Annotated in this window: 22 protein-coding genes and 1 riboswitch; of the genes, 14 read left to right on the plus strand and 8 right to left on the minus strand. The window is 34.8% G+C overall.

Annotation, left to right across the window (positions count from 1 at the left end; all coding sequences use genetic code 11):
* Positions 1-77 precede the first annotated feature (77 nt).
* A complete protein-coding gene (locus HNR27_RS03310; RefSeq protein ID WP_429338742.1) occupies positions 78-1,340 on the minus strand; it encodes an extracellular solute-binding protein in 1,263 nt (420 codons plus the stop codon).
* Positions 1,341-1,464: 124 nt separating this feature from the next.
* On the opposite strand from HNR27_RS03310, the gene HNR27_RS03315 reads away from it, so the two are divergent.
* The gene (locus HNR27_RS03315; RefSeq protein WP_429338743.1) at positions 1,465-2,214 is read left to right on the plus strand and encodes an AraC family transcriptional regulator; all 750 of its coding nucleotides are present in this window, start codon (positions 1,465-1,467) and stop codon (positions 2,212-2,214) included.
* A 71-nt stretch (positions 2,215-2,285) separates the two neighbouring features.
* On the opposite strand, the gene trhA is transcribed toward HNR27_RS03315, so the two are convergent.
* Positions 2,286-2,933: a PAQR family membrane homeostasis protein TrhA gene (trhA, locus tag HNR27_RS03320; protein ID WP_429338744.1), complete on the minus strand. Its 648-nt coding sequence runs from the start codon at positions 2,931-2,933 to the stop codon at positions 2,286-2,288.
* 128 nt (positions 2,934-3,061) lie between these two features.
* Between trhA and HNR27_RS03325 the strand changes: the two genes are divergently transcribed.
* The 12 genes from HNR27_RS03325 (at position 3,062) to HNR27_RS03380 (ending at position 14,734) form a co-directional block, all read left to right on the plus strand.
* A complete protein-coding gene (locus HNR27_RS03325) occupies positions 3,062-3,667 on the plus strand; it encodes a DUF1836 domain-containing protein (RefSeq protein WP_429338745.1) in 606 nt (201 codons plus the stop codon).
* Positions 3,668-3,826: 159 nt separating this feature from the next.
* Complete coding sequence (locus tag HNR27_RS03330; RefSeq protein ID WP_429338746.1) at positions 3,827-4,204, plus strand: PilZ domain-containing protein; 378 nt, start codon at positions 3,827-3,829, stop codon at positions 4,202-4,204.
* Positions 4,205-4,424: 220 nt separating this feature from the next.
* Complete coding sequence (locus HNR27_RS03335) at positions 4,425-5,033, plus strand: DedA family protein (protein WP_429338747.1); 609 nt, start codon at positions 4,425-4,427, stop codon at positions 5,031-5,033.
* A 14-nt stretch (positions 5,034-5,047) separates the two neighbouring features.
* Positions 5,048-5,881, plus strand: coding sequence for an undecaprenyl-diphosphate phosphatase (locus HNR27_RS03340; protein ID WP_429338748.1), 834 nt, complete (start codon positions 5,048-5,050; stop codon positions 5,879-5,881).
* Between the two features lie 362 nt (positions 5,882-6,243).
* A complete protein-coding gene (locus HNR27_RS03345; protein ID WP_429338749.1) occupies positions 6,244-7,446 on the plus strand; it encodes a C40 family peptidase in 1,203 nt (400 codons plus the stop codon).
* A 387-nt stretch (positions 7,447-7,833) separates the two neighbouring features.
* On the plus strand, positions 7,834-9,117 hold the full coding sequence (locus HNR27_RS03350) for a hemolysin family protein (protein WP_429338750.1): 1,284 nt from the start codon (positions 7,834-7,836) through the stop codon (positions 9,115-9,117).
* A gap of 165 nt (positions 9,118-9,282) precedes the next feature.
* Positions 9,283-10,224 carry an AAA family ATPase gene (locus HNR27_RS03355; RefSeq protein ID WP_212922139.1) on the plus strand — a complete coding sequence of 314 codons (942 nt, stop codon included), beginning with the start codon at positions 9,283-9,285 and terminating at the stop codon, positions 10,222-10,224.
* A complete protein-coding gene (locus HNR27_RS03360; protein WP_429338751.1) occupies positions 10,224-11,441 on the plus strand; it encodes a DUF58 domain-containing protein in 1,218 nt (405 codons plus the stop codon). Before HNR27_RS03355 ends, HNR27_RS03360 begins: the two co-directional genes overlap by 1 nt.
* Positions 11,431-12,621 carry a hypothetical protein gene (locus HNR27_RS03365; protein ID WP_429338752.1) on the plus strand — a complete coding sequence of 397 codons (1,191 nt, stop codon included), beginning with the start codon at positions 11,431-11,433 and terminating at the stop codon, positions 12,619-12,621. Before HNR27_RS03360 ends, HNR27_RS03365 begins: the two co-directional genes overlap by 11 nt.
* Positions 12,622-12,644: 23 nt before the next feature.
* The gene (locus HNR27_RS03370) at positions 12,645-13,841 is read left to right on the plus strand and encodes a hypothetical protein (protein WP_429338753.1); all 1,197 of its coding nucleotides are present in this window, start codon (positions 12,645-12,647) and stop codon (positions 13,839-13,841) included.
* 42 nt (positions 13,842-13,883) lie between these two features.
* Positions 13,884-13,973: riboswitch (guanidine-I (ykkC/yxkD leader) on the plus strand.
* A gap of 104 nt (positions 13,974-14,077) precedes the next feature.
* On the plus strand, positions 14,078-14,419 hold the full coding sequence (locus HNR27_RS03375) for a DMT family transporter (RefSeq protein WP_429338839.1): 342 nt from the start codon (positions 14,078-14,080) through the stop codon (positions 14,417-14,419).
* Complete coding sequence (locus tag HNR27_RS03380) at positions 14,420-14,734, plus strand: DMT family transporter (RefSeq protein ID WP_429338754.1); 315 nt, start codon at positions 14,420-14,422, stop codon at positions 14,732-14,734.
* On the opposite strand, the gene crcB (HNR27_RS03385) is transcribed toward HNR27_RS03380, so the two are convergent.
* The 6 genes from crcB (HNR27_RS03385) to HNR27_RS03410 form a co-directional block, all read right to left on the minus strand.
* Entirely contained in the window at positions 14,717-15,073 is a 357-nt protein-coding gene (gene crcB / locus HNR27_RS03385) for a fluoride efflux transporter CrcB (protein ID WP_429338755.1), read from the minus strand. The genes HNR27_RS03380 and crcB (HNR27_RS03385) overlap by 18 nt on opposite strands.
* Positions 15,070-15,477 carry a fluoride efflux transporter CrcB gene (crcB, locus tag HNR27_RS03390; RefSeq protein WP_429338756.1) on the minus strand — a complete coding sequence of 136 codons (408 nt, stop codon included), beginning with the start codon at positions 15,475-15,477 and terminating at the stop codon, positions 15,070-15,072. The genes crcB (HNR27_RS03385) and crcB (HNR27_RS03390) overlap by 4 nt, the downstream gene beginning before the upstream one ends.
* On the minus strand, positions 15,453-15,866 hold the full coding sequence (locus tag HNR27_RS03395) for a Fur family transcriptional regulator (protein WP_212922132.1): 414 nt from the start codon (positions 15,864-15,866) through the stop codon (positions 15,453-15,455). The genes crcB (HNR27_RS03390) and HNR27_RS03395 overlap by 25 nt, the downstream gene beginning before the upstream one ends.
* 80 nt (positions 15,867-15,946) lie before the next feature.
* Positions 15,947-16,783 carry a metal ABC transporter permease gene (locus HNR27_RS03400; RefSeq protein WP_429338757.1) on the minus strand — a complete coding sequence of 279 codons (837 nt, stop codon included), beginning with the start codon at positions 16,781-16,783 and terminating at the stop codon, positions 15,947-15,949.
* Positions 16,784-16,798: 15 nt separating this feature from the next.
* Positions 16,799-17,557, minus strand: a complete 759-nt coding sequence (locus HNR27_RS03405) for a metal ABC transporter ATP-binding protein (RefSeq protein ID WP_429338758.1) — start codon at positions 17,555-17,557, stop codon at positions 16,799-16,801.
* Positions 17,558-17,573: 16 nt separating this feature from the next.
* Positions 17,574-18,512 (minus strand): metal ABC transporter solute-binding protein, Zn/Mn family, encoded by a 939-nt coding sequence (locus HNR27_RS03410; RefSeq protein WP_429338759.1) that lies wholly within the window; start codon positions 18,510-18,512, stop codon positions 17,574-17,576.
* Positions 18,513-18,850: 338 nt separating this feature from the next.
* On the opposite strand from HNR27_RS03410, the gene HNR27_RS03415 reads away from it, so the two are divergent.
* Positions 18,851-21,250, plus strand: coding sequence for a 3-hydroxyacyl-CoA dehydrogenase/enoyl-CoA hydratase family protein (locus HNR27_RS03415; RefSeq protein WP_429338760.1), 2,400 nt, complete (start codon positions 18,851-18,853; stop codon positions 21,248-21,250).
* Positions 21,251-21,255: the final 5 nt, after the last annotated feature.

Genomic DNA, 21,255 nt, shown 5'->3' on the forward strand with positions numbered 1-21,255 from the left:
TGCCTTATGATAAAATGGAAACTCCTTATGAAATTTGCTCATAAGGAGTTTCAACCTATTTTATTGCAAACCGTTATTTACTCAGTCTTTGCGGACTGTTCAATAGCCGAAGAAATTGTATCAAGTCCTTCTCCTGAGCTTAAATATTTATGGGATTCTACTTGAATCGTATCGGACACAGCGTTATAGTCAGGTGATACTGGGCGTGCAAGTGTATTGGCTAAAGCATTCTGGAATCCTGGATAAGAAAGTAATTCATTTCCAGCTATAACCGCTTCATCCTCAAGTAGAGTATTGAATCCGGGTAAATACCCACCTTCAGTAGCCATTATTTTTTGTCCGGTTTTGCCTGCTGCAAACTCTATAAACGCCCATGCACCATCGATATTTTCGGAGTTCTTATTAATTCCAAGTAACCAACCACCTACTGCTCCACCATTTGGAAGAGGGGCAATTCCAACCTGATCTAATGAAATAGTAACACCGTCTTCTTGTCCTTTAATTCGTCCGAATTGATATGGCCAGTTACGTGCAAATACTGCATTTCCTTGTTCAAAATTTGTATGTGTTTCAGCTTCCGTATAGTTTAATAAATCACTTGGTGAAAAATCTGCATTCGTAAATTTATACATGGATTCTAAACCTGTTTGAACATTGTTGTAGGAATTGGTAAACTCAGTCACGTTAACTGTTAAGCCTTCATATTGTTTCGACTGATAAAGGAATCCATATTTTGTACCTTTCTCACCTGTATATTTTTCGGCCATGGCATACAGGTCCTCGTATGTGTAGTCACCACTTTCTAATTTTATCGCATCCTCTTCACTTACAATGTCACTACGGAAATATAATAGTCCCAAGTCAGGAAAAAAAGGAAGAGTATATTGCTTCCCTGTATAATTTCCCGATGCCATTGAACCAGTATTAAATTGGTCTTTACTGAATCCAGCCTCTTTCATAAAAACATCAATTGGTTCTAAAAATCCCGCTCCAGCAAATTCACCTGCCCATACTACGTCAAGTGAGAGAACATCATATTCACTAGAACCACTATTTAATGAATTTAAAAGTTGGTCATGCATTTGGGCGGAGTCATTTGTAAGTGGGTCCCACTCGACAACGAATTTATCTTGACTCTCATTAAACGCATCAATTAGTGCTTGTGTTGCAGGTGTATTATCATTCTGAATCCCGACCTTAATCGTTACTTTTTCTCCAGTTGTTGAGTTATTTTTGTTACCCTTTTGTTCGGTATTCGATGCTTTATCATTAGAACAAGCTACTAAGATTACTATAGATAAGATAACAAAACATAAATATCCAAGCTTACCCTTTTTCATTCTATTTCCCCCTTATCGTTTGGTAAAGCGTGTGCTATCTTGAATTGTAAAGGCTTACATACTATAATTATATTAGAATTTTAAGATTTTTATTAAAATATACATATGTTGAGGAGGGATAGGATTGAGAAAACTATCAACAATTCAGCAGGATGTAATTAAACAATTTTTGAATACGAGAAAAGAAAATGAAGAAACACTTTTTGCTCATCCTTCTTATCAATTAGAACAGGAATTACTGCATTGGATTAAACAAGCAAACGAAGAAAAGGCTAAGGAAGTGTTGTCAAAAATAAATAATTTAGAAAAAGCAAGGCTTTCCCATTACCCACTAAGATCATTAAAAAATTCATTGATTTGTTCTTGTACATTATTCACGAGGGCAACAATAAAAGCAGGAGTTACCCCAGAATATGCATTTGATTTAAGTGATATCTATATACGAGAGATAGAGAAACGTGATGATCCTATGCTATTGCAAGAGCTTGAATATGAAATGGTAACAACCTTTATAAAAGCGATTCGAGATTACCAAACGGATCCATATCAAAATGAAATCGTGGACAAAGCAGTTCATTATATTCACGATCATATTTTACAGCCTATTCAGCTACAAGAAATTGCTGATGCAGCAAATGTGAGTGCAAATTACTTATCTACTTTATTCCGAAAAATAGTTGGCTTTCCCTTAATAGAATATATTAATCGAAAGAAAATTGAGGAATCTAAATATTTTCTAGAACATACGAATTCATCGTTACTTGATATTGCAATCTTATTTGCTTTTTGCAATCAAAGCTATTATACTGCCTTGTTTCGGAAATATAATGGTATAACTCCAAAGCAATATAAACAATTAAGGAACATTGGATAAAGCAAAAGACGAGTAGCAATTCAAACGCTACTCGCCTTTTTTGTATAGATGTGAAAGTCTTCATATCATGTTTATAAAACATAGTAGAAGATACAAAAGAAATGAAAGAAGCTACCGCCTAAAATAAACAGATGGAATATTTCATGAAATCCCATATGTTTAAATTCTAAAAATTTTGGCTTCAACCAATAAATGAAGGCTCCTACAGTATATGTTATACCACCTAATAGTAAAAGAAGCATACCTTCTGTTGATAAAACCTTTGATAATGAAGGACTAAAGAAAATTATAATCCATCCCATTGCAACATAGAGTGCAGTAGAAAGCCATCGAGGAGCTTGAAACCATATTAATTTATATAAAACTCCAAATAGGGCAAGTGTATTAATCACTATAAATAGAATCCAACCTGTTGTACCACCTAAGCTTATTAGGCATATAGGAGTATAAGTACCAGCAATTAGAATGAATATCATGGAATGATCTATTTTTCGCAGGAAGGCGATGATATGATCCTTAGCAACTACCATATGGTAGGTTGCAGATGCAGAGTAAAGTAAGATAAGGCTAATTCCAAATATGGTTACCGCAGTAATAGCAAGTGGTGATCCAGAATCAATAGATGCCTTTATTACTAGTGCCAATAACCCAGCAAATGATATAAGAGCTCCGAATAAATGAGTAAAGCCATTGATTGGTTCGCGAATATATGTGTTCATGTTAATTAAACCCCTCCATGTAGTTTTGATAACTACATTAAATAATACATGTGTTTTATCAAGTAGTCAACATTTACTTTCAAGGTTGTCTTCATTATAATAAGGATAAAAAATAAACGAGGTAAACCATGGAAGATATTAAGACTATAGTGGAGAACTTGCACCTAGATAATCAATTATTAATTGATGAATTACCTAATATTGATTTATATATGGATCAAGTCATTCAAATTTTTGAGAGTAAGCTAGAGAAAACAAAGCGAAATGAGGATGACAAAGTATTAACCAAAACAATGATAAATAATTATGCAAAAGGTAAATTATTTTTTCCTATTGAAAATAAGAAGTATTCGAAAGAGCATATTATGCTGATTGGTTTAATCTATCAGCTAAAAGGTGCGCTCTCAATCAACGATATTAAAATAACCTTAGGTACATTAAATCAAAAAATCATGGAAGAAAGTTTTCCGGTTGAGACAATATATAAAAGTTATTTAAAGCTGTCTGAGCGAAATGTAGACAGATTTTATGAGGATGTTGGAGAATGTTCACAGGAAGTGTCGGAAGAAATTGGACATTTACAAGATAAAGATGAGGGCTATTTAGAACAGCTATTACTTATTGCTTCTCTCGTTAATATGAGTAATTTCTACCGACGACTTGCAGAGAAACTTGTTGATAATTTAGATTCTGGTAGGGAAAAAGTAGAAAAGGCTAAGAAAAATAAGGATTAACATAGATGATAATTAAAAAATAGGTGTGAGCTAGAAATTTAGTTTACTAACCTATTCGTCTTCACTACATGCAAAGGTAGGAGTGCTGTCGATCATTATTGCTCTATTGGAGGATTCCTATTAGTATAGGGTTAAACGATAAGAAATGAGGGATTATTGATGCGGTTCAAACGTGATGAAGCCTTTCGTTTTGAGTTTGGTGAGCCTTTACCGATTATTTTTCAGGTTGATGAAATTAATGGAAAGAGAATGACATTATCTGATTGTAAGGCTAAAATGTTAGACCTGAGCTTGAAAGGGATGAAAATAGTTACATCTATACCCCTTCCTGTTAATAGTCCCCAAGAAATTAAGGTAACCGTTCATTTCTTATTAAATAATCGGAACTATACGATTCAAGGTCAATTAGTATGGAAGAAACAACGATTTAAGGAATATATTTATGGTTTGAAATTTCTTGTTGGTCCTGATTTACTCGATTCTATTTTGGGTGATTTAAAGATTATTGGGAAGCAGATGGCTCAATTAAAATCTTAAGAATTTGCCAGTAGATAGTCCTTTATGCAGAATTGAAGAATAAAAGTAGTCTGTACCACCAGTTTGATTAACGACTGGTGAATTTTTTTATTTAGTAGTGGACGAGTTCTTCTTTTTTCATATATAGTTAAATGTGCATATTTTGATCAATTGTCGATTATATTTATATAGACAAACTGTTGGAGCCATGAACTTAACTGGTTTCCGTTGGAGGGCAACTATGCAAGAATGGATAACGAATATAATGGAACAGTATGGTTATACGGGGATATTTTTCATGATGCTAGTAGAAAATGTATTTCCACCGATACCTTCAGAAATTGTGTTACCTTTCGGAGGTTTTTTAACAACAAAATCAGATTTAACTGCAATGGGAGTAATTATTACTTCAACAAGTGGTTCGGTACTTGGCGCTATCATCCTATATGGAATTGGTCTACTAATTGATGTAGAACGATTAGAAACAATTGTTGATCGGTGGGGACATATTATCCGAATTAAAAAAGAAGATATTCGAAAGGCTGATCACTGGTTTGACAATTACGGGTATTGGACGGTTTTATTTTGTAGAATGATCCCACTAGTACGTAGTTTGATTTCTATCCCTGCTGGAATGGCCAATATGAATTTTACACTTTTCCTATTGTTTACATTAATAGGTACATTAATTTGGAATGTAATTCTCATTATGGTTGGCGTGGCATTAGGGGAAAATTGGGAACATATACTTTCGTTTATGGATATGTATTCATCGATCACCTATTTTCTGATTGGAATAGTAATCATTATTCTAGGAATATTGTTTATTAGGAAAAGAATTCGTAAATAGATTGGGGAAGACAAATGGATATTTTTGAAATTATAAAAGCAGTTATATTAGGATTGGTTGAGGGATTAACAGAGTTTGCGCCTGTATCCTCAACTGGACATATGATTATTGTGGATGATATGTGGTTAAAATCACAGGAGTTTCTAGGGAAATATACCGCAAATACATTTAAAGTTGTAATTCAGCTTGGATCGATTCTGGCTGTAGTAGTAGTATTTTGGAAGCGATTTGTTGATTTGCTGGGACTTAATCGGATAGGGAAAAAACATGTAGATTCACCACAACAAAGACTAAAGCTATCACAAGTAATTGTGGGACTTATTCCAGCAGGTGTTTTTGGATTTCTGTTTGAGGATTTCATTGACGAGCATTTGTTTTCTACAGAGACTGTACTAATAGGTTTACTTCTTGGAGCGGTCCTTATGATTGTGGCTGACCGCTATGCCCAAAAGGATCCAGCCGCTAAAACGGTTGATCAAATTACTTATCGCCAGGCATTGAGTGTAGGTCTTATCCAATGTTTCTCCTTATGGCCAGGCTTCTCCCGTTCTGGTGCAACTATTTCAGGGGGAGTATTAATGGGAATGAGCCACCGGGCAGCAGCTGATTTTACATTTATCATGGCTGTACCGATCATGGCAGGTGCTAGTCTCCTATCTCTTATTAAAAACTGGGAATATTTTTCTATCGATGCATTACCATTTTTTATTGCTGGATTTATTAGTGCATTTATCTTTGCACTAATTTCCATTAAATTTTTCTTAAAGCTGATTGATCGTATAAAACTAGTACCGTTCGCAATTTATCGCATTGTATTAGTGATCATTATTTATATAATTTTCTTTTAATGGAAAGGACCATGTAAGCTTATTAAAGGTACATGGTCTATTTTTGTGTGGTCTGTACAGGACTTTTGTTGAGGTATATTTGGTGGTACCTCGGTAGTGTCTAAATAACTAGAAATAGGGACAGTTCTACTAGAAGGGGCTGTCCTTTTTTATGTTCTCCCTATTATTCTAGGGCTAAAGTTGTAGTAAATATTAGTAGTTGGTACTATATATTGAAATACTTTTGTAACACAACAATAATAATTGTGAAACCTATGGATGCTATACTTTTACTTAATTGATTAATAGATTTAATAAAGTTACATAGAAAATAAAATAAATTAGTAGATTCGTAGAAAGTCTGGAAAGCGGGGAAAAGAAACGTGAAGAAGTCTTTCGTAACAATAGCTACAGTAGCAGTAGTAGGTATTTCAAGCCATTTTGCTATCGGTACAGCACATGCAGAAACAATTAATAATTTACAAAATAAGCAAGCACAGATTCAAAATGAACGTTCATCTATTAAAGCAAAACTATCAGAAGCAGAAGGACAAATAGCAGATGTTTTAATGGATTTAAAAGAATTAAACGAAGAAATTAAACAAGTTGAACAGGCTTTAAAAGCGAATCAAAAAATGATAGATGATACAAACAAAGATATCGATACAAAAAAGAAAGAGATCGCTGATCTTCAAGATGAGATAAATAAGCGATATGATATTTTAAGTAATAGAATGATGAATTACCAAAAAAGTGGCGGGAATATTGGTTTCCTTGATGTAATCTTTGGTTCAAATAGCTTTACTGATTTCATTAGTCGAGTAACTGCTGTTAATAAAATTACTTCATCTGATGCTGATTTAGTAAATCAGCTTGAAGAAGATAAACAAACGGTAACTGCAAAGCTTGATGAACTATCCGAATTACAAACTGAATTAAAAGGCATGCAAGAAACTATTCTTGTACAAAAAGAAGAAAATGATGCGAAGAAAAAAGAATTAAAACAAAAACAAGACACCTTACAGGCTAAAATCTCTGATTTAAAGATTGAAGAAAGCTCATTAGCTTCTATTGAAAGTGAAGTTAACCGTCAACTAGCAGCAAATCGTGCAGCTTCTAATCCTGTAGCTTCCACTAGTTCTAGTAGCTCGAAGTCATCAGGATCCAGTTCACTTACTCAGTTAAGTAGTGGAGCAAGTGTAACAAAAGCTGGTAGTAACGCTGCTCAAATTGCAATCAATGCAGGATACCCTCATTTAGGGACTCCATATGTATGGGCAGGAAAAGGACCAGGTGGATTTGATTGTTCTGGTTTTGTATCTTGGGCATATAGACAGGCTGGAATTTCCTTGCCATCTAGTACAGCAGCAATGCAAAATTCAGGAACAAAAGTTTCTTATAGCGATATAAGACCTGGTGATTTAGTATTTTTCAATACGTACAAAACGAATGGACATGTTGGAATTTATGTTGGAAATGGTAAATTCATCGGTGCTCAAAACTCAACTGGCTTAGCCGTTGCAGATATGACTTCTGGTTATTGGAAAAATCATTTCAGTGGACACGTTAGACGTGTTGTAAAATAATCACATTTGAAAATAAAGACAGCTATTTCGTAAGAATAGCTGTCTTTTCTAATGTTATTTAAAAATGGATTTTTAGTAGGGATGTAAGCATTTATGACTCATCTTCTTTGATATTTATGATTCAAAAAATTTTGTAGACTGATTTTATGAGATAGAATATAATCATAATAGGGAGGTAGGTGATTCTGATGGGAAGGCAATCAAAAATGTAATAAGTATTAAAATAGATGGTTCTGTTTTCCTATGGAGTGAATCATCTACAATATGGACGGAATATTAAATAATTTAGTTTCTAAAAAATCAGGAGGTGAAGTGAGGTTGTTCCACTAGAGGTAGATCCAGTTGCTCTTTATTGAGAGAAGATCTATAGGAGCATCCTCTTCCTAATTGGATATAGTTAACTTACTTTGGGTTGCTGCATTGATTCTCTTAACCGCATTCTTTGTAGCAACCGAATTCGCTATTGTTAAGGTCCGTTCTAGCCGAATTGACCAATTAATTGAAGAAGGTAATACGAAAGCGGTTAGTTTGAAAAAGATTGATGACAATCTTGATACGTTTATAAATGCATGTCAAATAGGTATTACAATAACAGCATTGGGACTTGGTTGGTTAGGGAAGAGCTCTATTGAGACGGCCTTCCAGACTGTTTTTACAAAATTGGAATGGACGAATGCTACTACTAGTGTATTATCATTTCTAATTGCCTTTTTCATTATTCTAGTATTACGAGTAGTTATTGGTGAATTGGTGCCGAAATATATAGCTACTCAGAAAGCAGAAGTAATGGCATTAAATCTGGCAAAGCCATTGTTATTTCTTCGTGTTATTTTGTATCCAATTTCATTTCTTTTGAATGGTATAGTGAAATTTATTGTCCGTATTTTTGGCATTAAGGTAGTACAAGAAAATGACAATGCACATTCAGAGGAAGAGCTTCGACTAATTCTCTCTGAGAGCTATAAAAATGGCGAAATTAATAAAGCAGAAATGATGTATGTGAATAATATTTTTGAATTCGACGAGAGAGTAGCTCGAGAGATTATGGTTCCACGTACAGAAATGGTTTGCTTTTTTAAAGAAGATAGTTATGAAACAAATATTAATGTAATTCGTGAAGGACAATATACTAGGTACCCTGTAGCTGATGGTGATAAAGATCATATTATTGGTCTAGTTAATATTAAGGAATTATTTACAGGTCACATAACAAGTGAAAAGGAATCCATTGAATCTCATATTAGACCAATTCTTCATGTGTCAGAATCAACACCAATTAAACAAGTACTACTTCGAATGCAAAAGGACCGTATTCATATGGCTATTGTGGTGGATGAATATGGTGGAACAGCAGGGTTAATTACCGTTGAAGATATCCTCGAAGAGATTGTTGGAGAGATACGAGACGAGTTTGATGCTCATGAGACACCGATGATTGAGGAAATGGAAGATGGGACTATTTTAGTTGATGGAAAATTATTACTATATGAACTAAATGAATACCTTGGCATTAATCTAGATGAAGAAGAAGTGGATACAATTGCTGGTTGGATAATAAATCACAATGTGGAAGCTAAAAAGGGAACAGCTGTTGAACAGGATGGCTACCAATTTATCGTAGAAGAAAATGATGGCTACCAAATTAAGAAAATAAGAATTATTAGATTGTAATGTGTTAGAAGATGGTCATGTAAGTGACTATCTTCTTTTTTGCATTTAAAGAAAATAAATCAAAAAATTACTTGAAACCTATTTAAACTGATCATCGTAAAAAACATTAAGACATGTTATAATAAATCCAATTATCACACTTTTATCAAAATTAGGAGGATATAGATGGAAAACATAAACTTAGCAAAGGATTCATTAAATCGTGTAATTTATGGAAAAGAAGATGTTGTAGACTTAATGTTTATTGCGTTATTTGCTGGTGGACATGTATTACTAGAAAGTGTTCCAGGTACAGGAAAAACAAAATTGGCAAAGAGCTTTGCCAAGGTGATGGATGGAAAGTTTAGTCGCGTTCAATTCACTCCTGACGTTTTGCCTAGTGATGTTACGGGAATTCGTTTCTTTAATCCAAAAACACAGGAATTCGAACTTCGTGTTGGCCCAGTTGTTTCGAATGTTTTATTGGCTGATGAAATTAATCGGGCAACGCCAAAGACACAATCAAGTTTACTGGAGGTAATGGAGGAATACCAGTCAACGATTGACGGTGAAACAATAAAGGTAGAAGCACCATTTGTTGTGATAGCTACTCAAAATCCAGTTGAAAGTAATTACGGAACATTTCCACTACCAGAGGCACAGTTGGATCGTTTTCTATTTAAAGTAGATATTGGATATCCTTCTAAAGAGGAAGAGAGACAAATTTTAACTACTTATCGAACAAGAGATCCATACAAGGATATTCAACCAGTATTATCCTTAGAAGAAATTCGCTCTATCCAACAGCAAATTAAGGATGTTACCATTTCTGAAGTTGTTTATGATTATTTATTAGATTTAGTTCATGCTTCTAGAGATCATGAAGAAGTAGAACTTGGAATAAGTCCACGAGGAATGCTTGCACTAATGCGTGCTTCTCAGGCTAAGGCATTTTTAGATGGTAGAGAATATGTAACACCAAATGATATTAAGAAATTAACTCCGTATGTGTTTGGTCATCGTTTGATACTAACAATGGAGGGTGCTATTAAAAAGACAGCAAATCAAATCGTAAGTGAAATTCTCGAAGCGGTTTCTGTACCTGTAGAAGAAGGAGCAGTAAACTAATGAGTTGGCGAAAGGAAGTTGGCACGGATGATTCAAGGAGTTTTGATTATATTCTTTTAGCTTTAGTCGTATTTTTTATCATTGGTGTCATTTTTAAGTCAGCAATTGTATTTATTGCTGTTGGTATCTTTGCTGCATATCTAATTGCCTACAAAATCTATGACAAGAGCTTAGAGAAAAGTCTTCATTTAAAGAATGAACGGAATACAATTAAACTATTTCCTGGTGAAGAAACAACATTTCGCTTCGAAATCCAAAATCGATCGATATTTGCACATATTAATGGTGAGTTTAGTTTTAATCTTGGTGCAGCAATGAAGGCATATACGATTGTAAAAAGTGAAAAGGATTATTGGAAGGATATCAAGCTTCCATTATCTGTTATCCAAAAGAAGAAGACCTTAGTTGAATTTCCGGTAATTGCAGAACAACGTGGAGTGGCTAGAATAAGAAATATTTCTTTTTATTTTCCGCACTTACTCAATTTTAATATGGTTCGCTTACGATACACTAATTTTCATCGTACGGAATTCATAGTTTATCCGAAATTGTTACCCGTTCATGGGATTCATGCGGTATTTCATATGATGCCTGGGGAAAGTAGGTTAAATTACTCGCCATTTGAAGATGCGCAAAGTCCTTTAGGTACTAGAGACTATAGCTACAGTGATCCTTTTCATAAGATTAACTGGAAGGCAAGTGTAAAAACACAAAAGCTTCAAACGAATATCTATGAGAAAGTAGTAGATCGCTCATTTATTTTTATTATTAACTTAGGCACACAAAACAATAAAAATATGGTGAGCTTTAATCAAAATCTGGAAAATCTATTATCTTATACGGCTTATTTAAGTGAGTATGCGACTAAAATGCGTATCCCATTTGAGATTTTTATTAATGCTCGAAAACCTGGGAAGGAGAAATACATTCATCTTCATGAAGGTGAAGGAAAAAACCATTATATGCATGCTCTTGAAATGCTGGCAAGGGTACATAAGCAATCACCCATCTTACCATTTAATAAAATGCTATACCAAATTGGAAAGCAATTAATCCAGCCAAAGACGATTATTTTCATTGGGGATATACCAAATGGAGCTTTGGAGATGATCCATTCGTGGAAACAGGTGCAAAATAGTGTCTATCATATCATGGAAGGGGATAATGGTGCCTTTGTACGGCCAATGAAGAGGGGGACAATTAAGAATGCAACATAATCATCCTTTGATTGCATATGCCTATCATTTTCTTAGTGAAGCTATTATTATTTTTTTAATAGCTATCCCTTTTTTTTATCATCGCTTTTTCTTTGTACCTTATTGGAGCTATTTAGCAGTCGTTATTGGAGCTTGTATCCTATTTACTATCATTACAAAATATAAACCTACATTATTTCTTTATTTCATGGTAGTGCCAGTTCTTTTTGTCTTATTTCATTTACTAAATTATCCTATAATCATGTCTATCTCCTTATCACTATTATTGGTATGGCGTTATATAAACATTAGAAACCAAGAATATATAAAAAGGGAAGCGATTTATGTCCTAATTACAGCTATTCTAACAGTACTTGTAAGTAGCTTAGTTCATGAAAGCCATATCATGGTCTACCCCTTTTTACTGTTTGTTATTCTATGTGCTGGCTACATTTTAAGCCATTATGTGTACGTTTCAAAAGTAGAAAAGAAGGAAATTAGTTCTAAACTACTACTATATTTTACTGGTATTCTTGCTACAGGTGCAGGAACATTCTATCTCTTGTTTGGTGTATTACGCTCAATCACTGCTCAAATTTGGGGCATCTTAATAGATGCAACAGGTGGTTTATTTCTATCAATCTCTAATTTTATGAGCTTTATCACAGTTGAAAAACGTAGTTGGGCGGATAGGAAGCTTAGTGAAGAGGATTATGAATTTGTTAAGCCACTTGAGGAGCACAATGTAGTTGAGCAAATGTCTGGCTTATTAATATTTGCAGTGCTTTTTATTAGTCTGTTTGTCTTGGTAATTGTTCTTTTGCTGACAATGAGGAAAAGAATAAAACTTAAACTATCAAAGATAGAAACCCGAGATGTCCCTGTAATTAGTACCATTGATGGTTTGAAGGCAACTTATATGAGTCAAGATAAGACATCATTTATTAAGCGGGTTTTTAAAGCTCCAGAACATCCAATCCGTAAAATGGTCTTCCAGTTTGAACGGAAGGCAAAGAAACTAAATAAAGGAAGAAAGTATAATGAGACATTAGAGGACTGGTTTAAACGTATAGGCATTGAAGCTAATATCAGTGTCTATCAAAGAGTACGGTATGGAGATATAGTAGTGAGCGAGAATGAACGTAATCAATTGAGAGAGCAGTTGAGGAAAATGGAAAGTAAGCTTACAACTAATCGTTAAGGTCCACAAGGAGATGATGTGAAATGCACCCGAAAAATATGCTAATAACACATGCCTATTATCTAATAAGTGAAGGTATCATCTTATACTTGCTAGCACTTCCGATTAGTTTCTATTATTTTCGGGAGATCTCATGGTGGAGATACTTCTTAATTATAGTAGGAATTGCTTTCGTCTTCTCAATTTGCGCCAAATTTTTTAAGAGTTATACACCGTATGTAGCACTCATTCCGATTATCACTTTTGTTCTTATTTTATTAGGCTATCCGCTTTTTTTGAGTATAGCATTTGCCGGAATCATAGCTTGGCGGTATATTGTAATCCGAGCTAGATTATATTATAACTCAGAGACAGCCTATCTAAGCATGTCTATATTTCTTACATTATTAGGAATATTAATTGTAAGGGATATTCAGCTAGTTATTCTTCCATTGGTCCAAATTATTGTAAATATGCTCGGATATACAATCAGTAATTTGGTAGAAATTGATCGTGAGGAAAGAAAGTCCTTTAATCGTACCATGTGGATGAAATGGATTGGCACGTTTACCGTTTTTACTGTTGTTATTTATTGGTTAAGAGACTCCTTAACATTGATGGCAAATGGGTTATGGAATTTAGTTGGTGACAGCCTTTCTTTTATTTTAACGGGAATCGTGAATATATTTGACTTTCTTCATATCAATAATTTTGTTAACAATCATTCAGCGAATGAAATGCAGGGTGTTGAGTTGATAAATCAGGATGAACCTTTTGAGTTGCCTGAGGAAGCGTCGAGTACTGGTAATCTTGATTTTTTCATGGCGATTATAATTTGTGCGCTCATTATTATGTTCATATTAGCAATATACAGAGCGATGAAAGCAAAAGTAAGAGAAAGAAATATAACCTCTCCTTCAAATTTTAATAAAACGGAAGAAAAGCTAGATTTGCCTGGAAGAAGAAAACAAGTGCTTTTTAGAAAAAAGAAGGTCAAAATAGATCATCCTGTACGAAAACTAATGTATCAATTTGAAAAAAGAGCAGCAAAGCTTAAAATGGGACGCTTATCCTATGAGTCATTAGAAGATTGGTTTCAGCGACTTGGTTTTGAGGAAAATATCGATATATATCAAAAGGTTAGATATGGTGGTCAAGAGATTACTATAAAAGAACAAGAAGAAATAAAGCTTACTTTGAAGAGATTAGAGAATAGACTTTCAGTATTAGAAGAAGTTTAAATGAAAAGTAACTGTTCATGTGATATACTATAAGTAATTGCATAAAAGGTTTTCTAGGGTTCCGCATAATAATGGTCTGGTCCGAGAGAAAACGCACGAAAGTGTACACGGAGGGAGAAAAGCCCGGGAGGATATCATCTATTTTGATATCTTTCCCGGGCTTTTACCATTTTAGTAGGAGCTATGAATGAAGGAAAATCTGATTAAATAAATGAAAAGAAAAATGAGGTGGCATGATGAATAAATATTGGAATTTAATATGGATAGGTGTCGTTTTTGAGGTAGGCTGGGTTACTGGACTAAAACATGCTAATAGTTGGTGGACATGGGGGCTTACGATTGTTGCTATTTATGTAAGTATGCATTTACTTATTGTTGCTTCCAGTAAGCTACCAGTAGGTACATCCTACGCTGTATTTACAGGTTCAGGTGCGGCACTGACAGTACTTTTGGAAATGGTAGTGTTTCATGAACCTTTTAATCCAATAAAAATAGTACTAATTTTAGTATTATTAACAGGTGTTATCGGCTTAAAAGCCGTAACAAAAGAGCCGAAGCAGAAAGGAGATCAGTTTTAAATGGAATGGATATGTTTAATTATTGCAGGAGTTGGAGAAATACTTGGTGTGACTGGAATTAATAGAGTTAATCAGAAAAAAACGATTGGAAATTTCCTGCTGCTAGTTGGTGGTTTTACAATGAGCTTTCTCTTTTTATCAATTGCTATGCAAACCATTTCGATGGGAACTGCTTATGCCATTTGGACGGGAATAGGTACGGTAGGTAGTGTACTAATTGGTATGATTATATATCATGAATCCAAAGACATTTGGCGCATAATTTTTATTGGTATGGTTATCGTCGCTGCAGTTGGATTAAAATTGATATCTTAAGCTCCATAGTATCAACGAAACGATACTAATAGAGACAAGTATGGAAATTAGAATATACCAAGCGGCCTGTACGAATTGTTTCTGTAATAAAAGTTGAAGTACTTCATTACCAAATGTTGAAAAAGTCGTATAGGCCCCACAAAACCCTACCCCTAAAAATAGCCAAAAGGTCTCAGACAATATTCTGGTTTCATGGGCATAAACAATGAAAGCAAGAAGCAATGCGCCTGTAATATTAGCAATCCAAGTCCCAATTAATCGTTTGTCTAATTTGGTTGAAATATAAAAACGGAGAATACTTCCAAAAAACCCTCCAACAGCAACATATAAAAAACTCATATAGATTCCTGCCTTTTAGTAGCACATAAATAGCCAATATAGCATAGAAAAATTCCGCCAACGATACTTATTATAATATAAAATATTGCGAACGAAATACTACTATGGAATAACGATACTACCTCAACGGAAAAAGTTGAAAAAGTAGTAAAGGAGCCTATAATACCAGTCGTAATACCTGTAAAGATCTCTGGTTTAAAATTCCTTCTTACAAGGTCCTGATGAAGTAAATAGCTTAAAATAAAGCACCCAAGAAGATTGACGAATAAGGTATCATAAGGAAATAGTATATTATTTGCGAATAGGAGGGATACGCTATAACGCAATGTAGCACCAATCATTCCTCCTATTCCGACAGAAAGGTACAGCTTACTATGATTTAAACCCTTTGACATTCTGGACATAGGCCATAAATTTCAAATTTATGGTCCTCAATATCGTAATCTTTAAGGGACTTTTTAACTTCTTCCATTGGGCAAACATCAATTTCTTTTGTTCTTCCACAGTCCTTACAAATGAAATGGTGATGATGATGATGGGTACAGTTCATGCGAAAATGCTTCTCCCCATTTAATTCAGTAGTTTCTAAGATCCCCATTTCATTGTATAAATGGAGATTACGATAAATGGTATCAAAGCTTATTCCCTCATAGGTTTCTTCAAGATGTTGAATGAGATCCTTAGCAGTTCGGTAACCATCTGCTTCCTCGAAATAAGATAATATATCTTTTCTTTTCCCTGTTGTTTTATAGCCTTTTTGTTTTAAGAGTTCAATTGCGTCCGTTGTATTCATGATTAGTTCCCCACCTTTATTTCAGAGTAAGAAAGTACTAGTTTTGGTTAAATAGCAACAGCCATGTACACCCCGGCGCCTTACGCTTTTCGAATACGTAATTTCTTCATGCCGATTGTAATAAGCAGAATAAGAATCGCTACAACTACAATTGTCCCCCCAGGAGGAATATTTAAGTAATAACCTGACGTTAATCCTATCATAACAGCTAGCTCACCAAATGCAATAGAAAGAAACATCATTTGTTTAAAGCCTTTTGCAATTCGCATACTTGCTGCAACTGGTAGTGTCATTAATGCAGAAACTAATAGCACACCAACTATTTGAATGGAGGCAGCAATGACAAGTGCTGTTAATATAATAAATAGTAAATGAATCTGTTTTGCATGTATTCCCGATACACTAGCATATTCTTCATCAAATGAGAGTGTAAATAGCTCTTTATAAAATAAATAAATAATAAGTACAACCAATATAGATATTGCTAGAATTGTAATGAAATCGCCTTGACTAACAGCAGAAGCTGAACCGAAGAGAAAATTCATCAATTCCGTATTAAATCCATCTGCAAGTGCAATAAAAATGACACTAAGGCCAACCCCACCAGATAGAATGATGGGAATTGCAATTTCTTGATAGGATTTGTACACACTGCGAAGCTTCTCAATGAAAATAGATCCTAAAACCGAAAATGCTAAGCCACTATATAATGGAGGTAGTAATATAAATGTAAATTTTTTTTCTAAAAACAATCCAAATGCAATGCCTGCCAAAGTTACATGCGATAGTGCATCTGCAATTAAGGACAGACGCCTTACTACGATAAATGTTCCTAGTAAAGGTGCGATAATTCCGATTAGTATACCCGTTAAAAAAGTGTTTCGTAAAAAGTCAAATTGTATTAAATCAGCAATCATTTGTTTTCCCCCGTTTTAATGGTCATGTGATACTAAATTTACAGAATGACCATATGCTCTAGATATTTCCTCTGATGATAATTTCTCATAATCTCCCGGTTTTCCGTGGAAATGAAGGGTTTTGTTTAGACATGCCACATCAGTTGCAAATTTAGTCACTGTTCCAGTATCATGCGTAACCAATAATAATGTAATCCCTTGATTACGGTTTAAATCATGCAATAATTCATAGAAGCGTTTCACATTTTCTGTATCAACACCGACAGTTGGTTCATCTAAGATTAGTAATTCAGGCTGGCTAACGAGTGAACGAGCTATAAAGACACGTTGTTGTTGACCGCCAGATAGATTGCCAATGTTCTCATATACATATTCACCCATTCCAACCAGCTCGATTGCTTTCTTTATACTAGCTTTATGTTTTTGCGTGAAAAATTTAAAATACCCTATTTTACTCGTCAACCCAGTAGAAACTACTTCAAATACGGTTGCAGGAAATCCCTTATTAAAGGAATTCGATTTCTGAGAGACAAAGCCTATTTTTCTCCAGTCCTTAAATTGCTCTATAGGTTGATTAAATAAGGAAATGGCTCCACTAGCAGGCTTTAAAATTCCTAATATTAATTTTATTAGGGTCGTTTTACCACCACCATTAGGACCAATCAGCCCGATAAATGATCCTTTATCAATAGTGAAATTAATATGATCTAGAACGACTTTTTTTTCATAGGAATAGGATACGTCTTGTAAAGAAATGATAGATTTGTCATTCATGCATTGTAACTCCTTTTCATTTTGTAACTTTATCCAATACGTTTAGATTTCGATACATCAAGGAAAAATAATCCTCGCCATGCTCGATATCATTTTCTGTCAGCACCTCTAAATTATGAAGAACGAATGCCTGGGCTCTAATTTCCTTTTGAATAATCGCTGATACGGAATTAATTGTGTTTTGTTCAAATAGTACATAATGCAAATTACTTTTATCCGCTTCTTTAATAATGGTTACCAGGTCTTTTTGTGAGGGTTCTTCACTTGATGTAATGCCATTTATAGGAATTTGGATAATTCCATACCGCTCCTCCCAATAATTATAGGCAGCATGGGAAACTAGAATTTCTCTTTTTGTTTTATTTTGCAGTGTTTCCTTGAATTTCTTGTCCAGTAATTTAAGTTCAATTGACAAGTAGTTAAAATTCTTTTCATAGATTGTTCTTTTATCTGGATTTAGTTCTATTAGTACATCCTTTACCGATTGTCCCATACGTATCATCCGTATCGGATCTAGCCATAAATGTGGATTGTGGTCATGATGGTTGTGCTCTTCTTCACGTGCCCCATGTATCTCTGTTCTTTGGGAATGCTCGAATAGTTCTTCATTCGCACTTAGTGGTATAAGTTCAACCTGTTCGGATTCCAGTGCGGAAGCAATTGTCTCCGAAAAACCTTCCATACCACCACCCATATAAATAAATGCATCACTCTTTGCAATGGATACCATGTCCTTTGCAGTTGGCTCATACGAGTGAGCTTCAACGCCAGGTGGGAAGATAGTTTTAGTAACAACTGTATCCCCACCAATCCTTTCAACCAAAAATTGAATAGGGTAAATCGATGTATAAATAGAGAGTTTCTCTTTTGATATGTCATCTTGAGAGGAACTAGAGCAACCAGAAAGAAGGATGATAATCATAATGATTGATATATATGATGATAATGGTTTCATATTGACCTCACAAAATATCGCAATAATAGTGAACATATTGTATAATATCGTAATCGTTACGATTTGTAAATAAGAATGATTACGTTTTGGAATGTCATTTTTGTAGATGCTACTCTTCTTAATAAAATGGCTATTTTAAGCTTTTGTATACAATACTAGTAAGGCTAAGTGGATAGGGATCGAGGAAAGTATATAAAAATATAATTTTTCCTTCGTATTTTTTATTGCGAAATATCTGAAATTACATTATAGTAAGTATATATGGATAGGGGACTGTCCTTAATTTTTTACAAAAAAATGAATGAGTATTCATTCAAATAATGATTGGGGGACAAATCATGAAGCGAACAATCAAGCGTGCTGCAGTCTTAGGTTCTGGGGTTATGGGTTCTGGAATTGCTGCTCACTTGGCGAATATTGGTATTCCAACCATAATGCTTGATATCGTGCCAAGATCCTTGACAGATGAAGAGCAAAAGCAAGGACTAACACTAGAGGATAAGGATGTACGTAATCGAATAGCACAACAAAGTAAAGCGGCTTTATTAAAGCAAAAGCCATCACCAATCACTTCAAAAGCAAGTCTTGAATTAATTGAAGTTGGCAATATGGACGATGATATGGAAAAACTTGCAGATGTGGATTGGATAATAGAAGTTGTTGTTGAGCGTTTAGATGTTAAGAAAAGTGTATTTGAAAAAGTCGACCAGTACCGTAAGAAAGGCTCTATCATAAGTTCGAACACCTCTGGGATTTCTGTTGAGGCAATGGCAGAAGGACGTTCAGAGGATTTCCAAAAGCATTTCTTAGGGACGCACTTTTTCAATCCTCCACGTTACTTAAAATTATTAGAAGTAATTCCTACAAAACATACTGATCCAGAAGTTTTAACATTTATGAAACAGTTTGGTGAGGATGTATTAGGAAAAGGTGTTGTCGAAGCAAAAGATACACCAAACTTTATCGCAAATAGAATTGGAACGTATGGACTTTTAGTAACGGTAAGAGAAATGTTAAAAGGTGGATATAGTGTAGGGGAAGTTGACTCCGTAACAGGGCCATTAATTGGACGCCCGAAAAGTGCTACCTTCCGAACATTAGATGTAGTAGGCTTAGACACCTTTGTTCATGTGGCACGAAATGTATATGACCAGGTAGAGGGAACTGAAAAAGAAGTATTTAACATACCAGAATTCATGTTAAAAATGCAGGAAAATGGCTGGTTAGGTGCTAAAAGTGGCCAAGGATTTTTCCTAAAGAAAAAAGGAAAAGACGGGAGCACGATTTTAGAACTTAATCCAGAAACATTAGAATACGAAGAACGTAAGAAATTAAAAACACCTGCTATTGAAATGGCAAAGCAGGCAAAAGGTTCGCGCAACAAATTGAAAGCGCTTATAAATGCGAAAGGTGACCGTGCTGGAGACTTGATTTGGAATATTTTAAAACCAGCATTGCTTTATTCTGCGGAGTTAGTTGGCGAAATAGCTGATGATATTGTTGCAATTGATGAAGCAATGAAATGGGGCTTTGGCTGGGAAATTGGTCCATTTGAAACATGGGATGCAATTGGTCTAAAGTCATCTGTTGAACGCATGAAAGCAGAAGGAGAAACGATTCCAGATTGGGTTTTAAAACTAATCGATGCAGGAAACTCTTCCTTCTATAAAACTGAAAATGGAACTATTCAGTATGTTGACCAAGGTGCATACAAAGAAAAATCATTTAATCCAAAAGAAATTAATTTAAAACGTCTAAAGGACGTGAATGGGGTTATTAAGAAGAACACTGGTGCAAGCTTAATTGATATAGGTGATGGTGTTGCACTACTTGAGTTCCATTCGAAAAGTAATGCGATTGGTTTAGATATTATTCAAATGGTGAACTTTGCAGTTGAAGAGGTTAGTCGCAACTATGAAGGTCTTGTCATCGGTAACCAAGGAAAGAATTTCTGTGTCGGTGCAAACCTTGCCTTAATGTTAATGGAAGCCCAGGATGATAACTTCTTTGAACTGGATATGGTTGTAAAAATGTTTCAGGATATGGGAACTACAATCAAATATTCGGAAAAGCCAGTAGTTGTTGCCCCGTTTAACATGACACTAGGTGGTGGTGCGGAAGTATCTTTACCAGCTACTGCCATCCAAGCATCAGCTGAAACCTATATGGGGTTAGTTGAATTTGGTGTTGGTTTAATTCCAGGTGGTGGTGGTACAAAAGGGCTTTACTTAAAGCAGCTTCGTAACCTACCAAAGGGTATTAATTTTGACCTAACTAAAGTTGCAAATGACGTCTTTGAAAAAGTTGCCATGGCGAAAGTATCAACCTCAGCGGCTGAAGCTAGAGAAAATGGCTTTTTAGATGCAAACGATCGAATAAGTGTGAATCCGGACCATTTAATCTACGATGCAAAACAGCGCGTATTAGAGCTAGCAAAAGCAGGCTACCGTGCACCAAAACGTGAAAAGATTCCTGTAGTTGGAGAAGCTGGCTATGCTGCAATGGTATTAGGAGCGAAAACACTTCAATTTGGTGGCTATGCATCTGATCATGATGTGAAGATTGCTGAAAAATTAGCATATGTATTATCAGGTGGACGTATTAAAGAGGGCTCTCTAATCGATGAACAAGTCATGCTAGATTTAGAACGTGAAGCTTTCTTAAGCTTAATTGCTGAACCAAAAACTCAAGCTCGTATGCAACATATGCTCATAAAGGGTAAACCATTAAGGAACTAGGAAAA

The sequence above is a fragment of the Ornithinibacillus bavariensis genome (genome assembly GCF_050433565.1).
Taxonomy (GTDB): domain Bacteria; phylum Bacillota; class Bacilli; order Bacillales; family Amphibacillaceae; genus Ornithinibacillus; species Ornithinibacillus bavariensis.

Excerpts from the sequence above, each read along its gene's own strand:
- HNR27_RS03310 (WP_429338742.1), bottom strand. The coding sequence starts at position 1,340 with ATGAAAAAGGGTAAGCTTGGATATTTATGTTTTGTTATCTTATCTATA.
- trhA (WP_429338744.1), bottom strand. The coding sequence starts at position 2,933 with ATGAACACATATATTCGCGAACCAATCAATGGCTTTACTCATTTATTC.
- HNR27_RS03325 (WP_429338745.1), top strand. The coding sequence starts at position 3,062 with ATGGAAGATATTAAGACTATAGTGGAGAACTTGCACCTAGATAATCAA.
- HNR27_RS03330 (WP_429338746.1), top strand. The coding sequence starts at position 3,827 with ATGCGGTTCAAACGTGATGAAGCCTTTCGTTTTGAGTTTGGTGAGCCT.
- HNR27_RS03335 (WP_429338747.1), top strand. The coding sequence starts at position 4,425 with ATGCAAGAATGGATAACGAATATAATGGAACAGTATGGTTATACGGGG.
- HNR27_RS03340 (WP_429338748.1), top strand. The coding sequence starts at position 5,048 with ATGGATATTTTTGAAATTATAAAAGCAGTTATATTAGGATTGGTTGAG.
- HNR27_RS03355 (WP_212922139.1), top strand. The coding sequence starts at position 9,283 with ATGGAAAACATAAACTTAGCAAAGGATTCATTAAATCGTGTAATTTAT.
- HNR27_RS03360 (WP_429338751.1), top strand. The coding sequence starts at position 10,224 with ATGAGTTGGCGAAAGGAAGTTGGCACGGATGATTCAAGGAGTTTTGAT.
- HNR27_RS03365 (WP_429338752.1), top strand. The coding sequence starts at position 11,431 with ATGCAACATAATCATCCTTTGATTGCATATGCCTATCATTTTCTTAGT.
- HNR27_RS03370 (WP_429338753.1), top strand. The coding sequence starts at position 12,645 with ATGCACCCGAAAAATATGCTAATAACACATGCCTATTATCTAATAAGT.
- HNR27_RS03375 (WP_429338839.1), top strand. The coding sequence starts at position 14,078 with ATGAATAAATATTGGAATTTAATATGGATAGGTGTCGTTTTTGAGGTA.
- HNR27_RS03380 (WP_429338754.1), top strand. The coding sequence starts at position 14,420 with ATGGAATGGATATGTTTAATTATTGCAGGAGTTGGAGAAATACTTGGT.
- crcB (WP_429338755.1), bottom strand. The coding sequence starts at position 15,073 with ATGAGTTTTTTATATGTTGCTGTTGGAGGGTTTTTTGGAAGTATTCTC.
- crcB (WP_429338756.1), bottom strand. The coding sequence starts at position 15,477 with ATGTCCAGAATGTCAAAGGGTTTAAATCATAGTAAGCTGTACCTTTCT.
- HNR27_RS03395 (WP_212922132.1), bottom strand. The coding sequence starts at position 15,866 with ATGAATACAACGGACGCAATTGAACTCTTAAAACAAAAAGGCTATAAA.
- HNR27_RS03400 (WP_429338757.1), bottom strand. The coding sequence starts at position 16,783 with ATGATTGCTGATTTAATACAATTTGACTTTTTACGAAACACTTTTTTA.
- HNR27_RS03405 (WP_429338758.1), bottom strand. The coding sequence starts at position 17,557 with ATGAATGACAAATCTATCATTTCTTTACAAGACGTATCCTATTCCTAT.
- HNR27_RS03410 (WP_429338759.1), bottom strand. The coding sequence starts at position 18,512 with ATGAAACCATTATCATCATATATATCAATCATTATGATTATCATCCTT.
- HNR27_RS03415 (WP_429338760.1), top strand. The coding sequence starts at position 18,851 with ATGAAGCGAACAATCAAGCGTGCTGCAGTCTTAGGTTCTGGGGTTATG.